The following is a 5,895-nucleotide window of genomic DNA, read 5'->3' as shown; positions in this document are numbered from 1 at the left end:
GCTCTCTCTTCACGCCCCGCATCTCAACATGGACATGCCCACGAGGCGGTCCGGACCGCGATCAGTACCACGATCGAGCGATCACGAACCGAGGAGGATCGGACTTAACGCCCACTCAAGCAAGCACTGGGCCACTGAACCGCATAACCGCAACAGCCGCCACCCCGCGGCAGGGGGCGCGCACAGCCCGTCGGCAAACACATCCCCTGGGTCTTCTGCCGCAGGCCGCCGGGAAGAGCCATCAGCCCTCGATACCGGTGGAGGCGTGCGGGGCGCCGACCGGCTTGGATTCCGGGGAACCTCGCTGGCGCAGGTAGATCGACAGCACGACCATCGCCGCGACGGCCAGGAGCTCGGACTGCCAGTTCTGCAGCGTCCGGTTCCAGAAGTCCGCCGAGGCGACATAGCCGGTCCAGGAGACGGGGTCCTGAAGATCGCGGAGCTGCAGGTTGTTGTAGGCGGCGGTGCCGGTGATGGACTGCGCCAGCCACGACAGCAGGAACAGGACACCCATCACGATCCCCAAAGAGCGGGCGTACACGACCTGCCGCCAGTCCTTGGTGCCCGCCCAGCGGGGAGAATCACTGCGGGCATGGTCGCCCATGCGCTGCTCCTCCTCGCTTTCCCGGCCGACCTTGTGGACCTTCTTCGACTCCGGCGAGCCGCGCTGGACCAGCCACACGGTGCCGAAGATGTAGAGGAAGAACTGCAGGAACTCCGACTGCCAGTTCTCCGTCACATCGACAGCGAAGTCCGAGGTGGTCAGGTAATAGACAAAGCCGACCGGCTGCAGGCCGTCCACGATGAGCTGCTCATTGAACTCAGCGTGACCGGAGACCGCCTGGCACACCAGGACCACCAGGAACGCTGCACCGAACGCCAGGGTCAGGCTGTTGTCCCGCCAGAAACTCCCGCCCCGTCGGCCGTCTGTCATCGCTGGAGCACTCCGATGGTGATGAAGTAGCCGAGCCCGCTCAGAATCACGGCCAGGGTGAGGAAGAACAGGGCGCGCACGGTCAGGATCCCTTGATCAGGCACTGGTAGGGCTTGCCGGGATCAGGTGTGCAGCCCGCTGCCACGACCTTCCACCCGCCGGTAAACAGCGACAGGAACAGGGTGTCGCCTCCCATCCGGACCATGGCCTGCCTGCCATATGCGGTGGCATTCCGCAGGCCCGCGGCCGGGGGCAGCTGCTCGGCCGCCAGCGCCTGCGCGCAGCCCTTCTGTTCCTCCTGCTCCAGCTGCTGGCGGGTGGCAGGAGCCAGCAGGGAGCAGGCCCGCAAGTGATCACCGGCCGCCAGGGCCGCTTCGAAAGCCACTCCCGCCCGCCCCGCGGCCTCCTCCCGCGCCGCCGGCGCCGAACACGCGGACGCCGCGAGGGCGAGCGCGCACAGCAGGAGCGTCCTCGGCCGGCGCGGCCCGAGGGGGCGCGGGGTGTCATTTCGAGTCGGCACTGGGGACGGACAGCGGATCCCGCGGCGCGTCGTCCTTCGCCGCCGCCATCCGCTCGCCGAGCTCGACGAGGCGGTTGCGTCCCATTGCCTTGCGGACCTCGGGGAACCAGTCCTGCTCCTCTTCCTCGACGTGGTGGCGGACCTGCTCCATCAGGACGCTCATCTTCGCCTTGAACCGCTCGTCGCCGGGGTCCATGTCCTTCAGCTCCGAGAGCATCCACACAACCGCGTGATGCTCCTCGATGCTCTCCAGGATGTGATCCGTGGTGTCGGGAGCGGCCTCGCGGGCGGCGGGATAGAAGTGCTGCTCCTCGATCCACGCGTGCACGGTGAGTTCTTCGATCACCTCGTCGGCGATCCCACGGCGCTCCGAGGTGTCCTCGTCGCCGGTCTTCTCAAACCGTTTGAACAGCTTCTCGACCGTCTTGTGGTCCTCCCGCAGGAGAACGATCGCATCCATCCCGGGCCCGCCTCTCAGGTGTGGAGACGGCTGTTGGTGCCGTCATGGCCGTCGGCGTGCTCATCGTCGAACCAGTAGTCGCCGACGGCCAGGTAGCGGAAGGAATGGCTGCCGTGAGCGGGCAGAGCGACCGTTGCGGCCCGGGTCCCATCGCCCCGGGACTTAAGCGGGTGGGCAGCGGGGTTCCAGTGGTTGAAATCGCCCACCACACTGACCGGCCCCTGCGGGGCGTCTTCGGGGAGGACGAAGGTGACCTGCGTACGGCCCTTGACCTGTTTACGTTCGAGCACCGGCGGAACACCCCACGAAAGGAACGGGCAGAAACTCAAGCACCCTCGCACGGTCATTACCGGCGCAGCCCTGCACACGCCGTCCACGCCGGATCCCCTCACCCGCCCGGCTCCCGCAAGGAGGCCAGCCCCACGACCGCTGTCCGCGCTGCCAGAGCAACCGGCCGCGCAGCGGGCCAGCCCGCCCCACCCGGTCACGACCACGCCAGGAGTCGGACCGGACGCACACTCAGCAGCACCGGCCAGATCCACATCCAGCGCCGAACCGGTCCAGCGTCGGGTATCGGTATGCGCGGCCAGGCCTGGGGGCAGGAGCCTTCCAGGCCGGATCCGCGCGCGGGGCCTCCACCTGAAACCCCGGGCCCGGCCCCCGGGGGGCAGGGCCATGTGGGCGGGGTGGTTCACTGCCTGCCGCCTCTGGCCGTCAGCAACCGTTCGAGCGGCCAGGTGGTGATCAGCCTGTCCGCGCCCAGGCCTATCCGTGCCGCGCGCGCGTAACCGGAGCTCTGCCAGTGCAGCTGTTCGGGGGCGTGGGCGTCGGTGTCCACGGCGAAGAGGCAGCCCGCGGCGGCGGCCTGCAGGAGGAGGTCGTCCGGGGGGTCGCGGCGTTCGGGCCGGCAGTTGATCTCCACGGCGGTACCGGTCTGCGCACACGCGGCGAAGACGGCCTGAGCGTCGAAGCGGGACTGCGGGCGGCCCCGGCCGGTGATGATCCGTCCCGTGCAGTGCCCCAGGACATCGACGCGCGGGTTGCGCACCGCGGCCAGCAGCCGGGCGGTCATCAGTTCGGGTTCCGAGCGGAGCTTGGAGTGCACGGACGCCACGACCATGTCGAGCCCGCCGAGCAAGTCTTCGTCCTGGTCAAGGGAGCCGTCGTCGAGGATGTCGCACTCGATGCCGGTGAGCAGCCGGAAATCCGGGCCCATCCTGGAGTTCAGCTCGGCCACGGCCTCCAATTGTCTCCTCAGCCGGTCCGGGCTCAGCCCGTGGGCGATCGTCAGCCGCGGCGAGTGGTCGGTCAGAACGGCCCACTGGTGGCCCAGGGCACGAGCCGCCTCGGCCATGTCCTCGATTGGGCTGCCGCCGTCGGACCAGTCGGAGTGCAGGTGGCAGTCCCCGGTACTCGCGGCCGCGAGGTCCCAGCCTGCCCGGGCACCCGGGTCGGCCTCGGCCTGCAGCCGGGCGAGGTAGTGCGGTATCGCACCGGTCGATGCCTGGGAGATCACCTCGGCGGTGACCGGGCCCACCCCGCGCATGTGGATGGCCTGAGCGGCGTCCACCGGGCCCGGTGGCAGGTCGCGGACGGCGTCGGCCGCGGTGTGGAAGGCCCGCACCCGGTACGGGGACGCCCCGCGCCATTCGAGGAGGAAGGCGATCTTCCGCAGGGCTTCGTCCGGGGTCACGGCAGGGGGGTTCCGCCGGTGGCGTTGACGATCTCACCGGTGATGTAGGAGGCCTGGCCGGAGGCGAGGAACACGTACGCGGGTGCCATCTCCGCTGGCTGTGCGGGCCGGCCCAGCGGGGACTGCTCGCCGAACTTCGTCGGGTCGGGCATCGTCGCCGGGATCAGCGGAGTCCAGACCGGCCCCGGCGCCACCGCGTTGACCCGGATACCGCGCCCGGCGAGCATCTGGGCAAGGTTGTGAGTGAAGGAGATGATCGCGGACTTCGTCATGGCGTAGTCGAGGAGGTGCGGGCTGGGCTGGTAGCCCTGCACGGAGGCGGTGTTGATCACCGAGCCGCCGCGCGGCATGTGGGCCAGCGCGGCCTTGGTGAGCCAGAACATCCCGTACAGGTTGGTCTTCATCACCCGGTCGAACTGCTCGGTGGTGATCGCCTCGATCCCGTCCGGCTGGGCCATCTGGTAGGCGGCGTTGTTGACCAGCAGGTCGATGCCGCCCAGCTCGCCCACCGTCTTTTCGACGAGTGCGGTGCACTCGCCTTCGTGCCGGATGTCGCAGGCCACGGCCACCGCCGTGCGGCCGGCCTCGCGGATCAGGCGGGCGGTCTCCTCGGCTTCGTCGGCTTCCTCGGCCAGGTGGGTGAAGACGACGTCGGCGCCCTCCCGTGCGAAGGCCAGGCAGACGGCCCGCCCGATCCCGGAGTCCCCTCCCGTGACCAGCGCCTTGCGCCCGTTCAGCAGGCTGTGGCCTTCGTAGGAGTCCTCGCCGTGGTCGGGGCGGGGATCCATGGATTCGGTCGAGCCGGGGTGGTCTTGGTCCTGCTTGGGGAACGGCGGGCGGGCGTGGAGCGACACCGGATCGGCGAGGCGGGGCTGGTCAGGGGAGGACATCGCAGGCTCCTTCGGGCACGGTCAGGGGAAGGGGGTGTCGGGCCGAAAGGTGGGAAGAGGCGGCGCGATGGCGCCAGTGTCTCCCGTGTGCACCTCGAACAGGGACGCCGCCCAGTGACGGCGTGATGGGCCAGGGCGTTCATGGCCTGCTCGGCCGGCAACTGCAAGCTACGGCGGCGAAAGCGTGCAGATCAGGGCGACGGCGCGCAGCGGCGTGGTGATGGTGTCCATGTGGTCCGGCTACCCGAATCGTCACCGCGTATCCCGCGCTGTGTGGCGAGACGGTCAAGGGTCGGACCCGATTCGTTCCGGCATGGGCATGGGCGGCCACGCTCCGGGCAGGAGCCTGCAAGGCCGGACCCGTGCGTAAGTCCCTCCCCCTGGAACGCCGGGCCCGGCCCCGGCACAGAGCCCCAGGTCCGGCAGGTACAGCACACTGCCCCCAGCCTCAGCCCGGCACGCCAACGGCCGTCCTGACCGGCAGTGGAGGCGTTCTTGGTCCCCAGTCGGAGCACCTCCACCGCCCGTCCACCGCTTGCATGATCAGGTGGCAACCCAACGGCCGGAAGTGCCTTTACCGCTGGGCCGCCCGGCCCGCGCGCCAGAAGGACCGGTTGCTGCGAAACGATGCCCGGCCGGATGGTGTGCCCCGCTTACCGCCGGGCAGGCGCGGTACAGGAGGAAGACATCCTCCTGTTCCCTGCCGCGGCCCACCCCCTGGGGTGGGGTTGACGGCAGAAGTCCGTTCCCGAACAAGTCTGGACGTGTCATGTCGCAGGTGAAGGAATCCATCGAGGTCGACGTCCCCGTCACGACCGCCTACAACCAGTGGACCCAGTTCGAGTCGTTCCCCCAGTTCATGGACGGCGTCGAACGCATCGACCAGCGCACCGACACCCTGACCCACTGGGTCACCAAGATGGGCGGGATCGAGCGCGAGTTCGACGCAGAGATCACCGAGCAGATCCCCGACACCAAGGTCGCCTGGGTCACCGTCGGCGGCCAGACCGAACAGTCCGGCGTCGTCACTTTCCGGCCCATCGACCCCGCCCACACCGAAGTCACCCTCATGATGGACTTCAACCCCGAAGGCATGGCCGAGAACATCGGCGACAAACTCGGCTTCGTCGACCGCCGGGTCAAGGGCGACCTCAAGCGCTTCAAGCACTTCATCGAAGACCGCGGCACCGAAACCGGCGCTTGGCGCGGCACCGTCTAAGTCGGCCACACCCGGGTCTGGGCCGCGGCCGGAACCCCGCGCGCGTTCTTCCCCACCCCCGTGAGGCGGACGAGCTCGTCCGCCTCACGGGGGGGCGGGTTTTTCCCCACCACCCACGACCCAGAGCGTCCAAAGACCCTGGAACGAAAAGGTCAGGGAGGCGGGAACGGTCACCGGCG

Annotated in this window: 7 protein-coding genes; 1 reads left to right on the top strand and 6 read right to left on the bottom strand. The window is 69.2% G+C overall.

Features of this window, described 5'->3' with window-relative positions:
- Window positions 1-241: 241 nt before the first annotated feature.
- The 6 genes from AC068A_RS37020 to AC068A_RS36995 form a co-directional block, all read right to left on the bottom strand.
- Complete coding sequence (locus AC068A_RS37020; protein WP_478590693.1) at window positions 242-934, bottom strand: DUF6766 family protein; 693 nt, start codon at window positions 932-934, stop codon at window positions 242-244.
- Window positions 935-1,016: 82 nt separating this feature from the next.
- Complete coding sequence (locus AC068A_RS37015; RefSeq protein WP_478590692.1) at window positions 1,017-1,319, bottom strand: hypothetical protein; 303 nt, start codon at window positions 1,317-1,319, stop codon at window positions 1,017-1,019.
- 118 nt (window positions 1,320-1,437) lie between these two features.
- A complete protein-coding gene (locus tag AC068A_RS37010; RefSeq protein ID WP_478590691.1) occupies window positions 1,438-1,914 on the bottom strand; it encodes a hemerythrin domain-containing protein in 477 nt (158 codons plus the stop codon).
- 14 nt (window positions 1,915-1,928) lie between these two features.
- On the bottom strand, window positions 1,929-2,204 hold the full coding sequence (locus AC068A_RS37005; protein ID WP_478590690.1) for an isoamylase early set domain-containing protein: 276 nt from the start codon (window positions 2,202-2,204) through the stop codon (window positions 1,929-1,931).
- A 401-nt stretch (window positions 2,205-2,605) separates the two neighbouring features.
- Complete coding sequence (locus AC068A_RS37000) at window positions 2,606-3,607, bottom strand: PHP domain-containing protein (RefSeq protein ID WP_478590689.1); 1,002 nt, start codon at window positions 3,605-3,607, stop codon at window positions 2,606-2,608.
- A complete protein-coding gene (locus AC068A_RS36995; RefSeq protein ID WP_478590688.1) occupies window positions 3,604-4,497 on the bottom strand; it encodes an SDR family oxidoreductase in 894 nt (297 codons plus the stop codon). Before AC068A_RS36995 ends, AC068A_RS37000 begins: the two co-directional genes overlap by 4 nt.
- Window positions 4,498-5,266: 769 nt before the next feature.
- On the opposite strand from AC068A_RS36995, the gene AC068A_RS36990 reads away from it, so the two are divergent.
- Window positions 5,267-5,716, top strand: a complete 450-nt coding sequence (locus AC068A_RS36990; RefSeq protein ID WP_478590687.1) for an SRPBCC family protein — start codon at window positions 5,267-5,269, stop codon at window positions 5,714-5,716.
- The last annotated feature ends 179 nt before the right edge of the window (window positions 5,717-5,895 follow it).

It is taken from the genome of Streptomyces sp. NPDC043854, from assembly GCF_056436005.1.
Note: the sequence above shows the minus strand (reverse complement) of the source record. Positions and strands in the feature narration are given on the sequence as shown.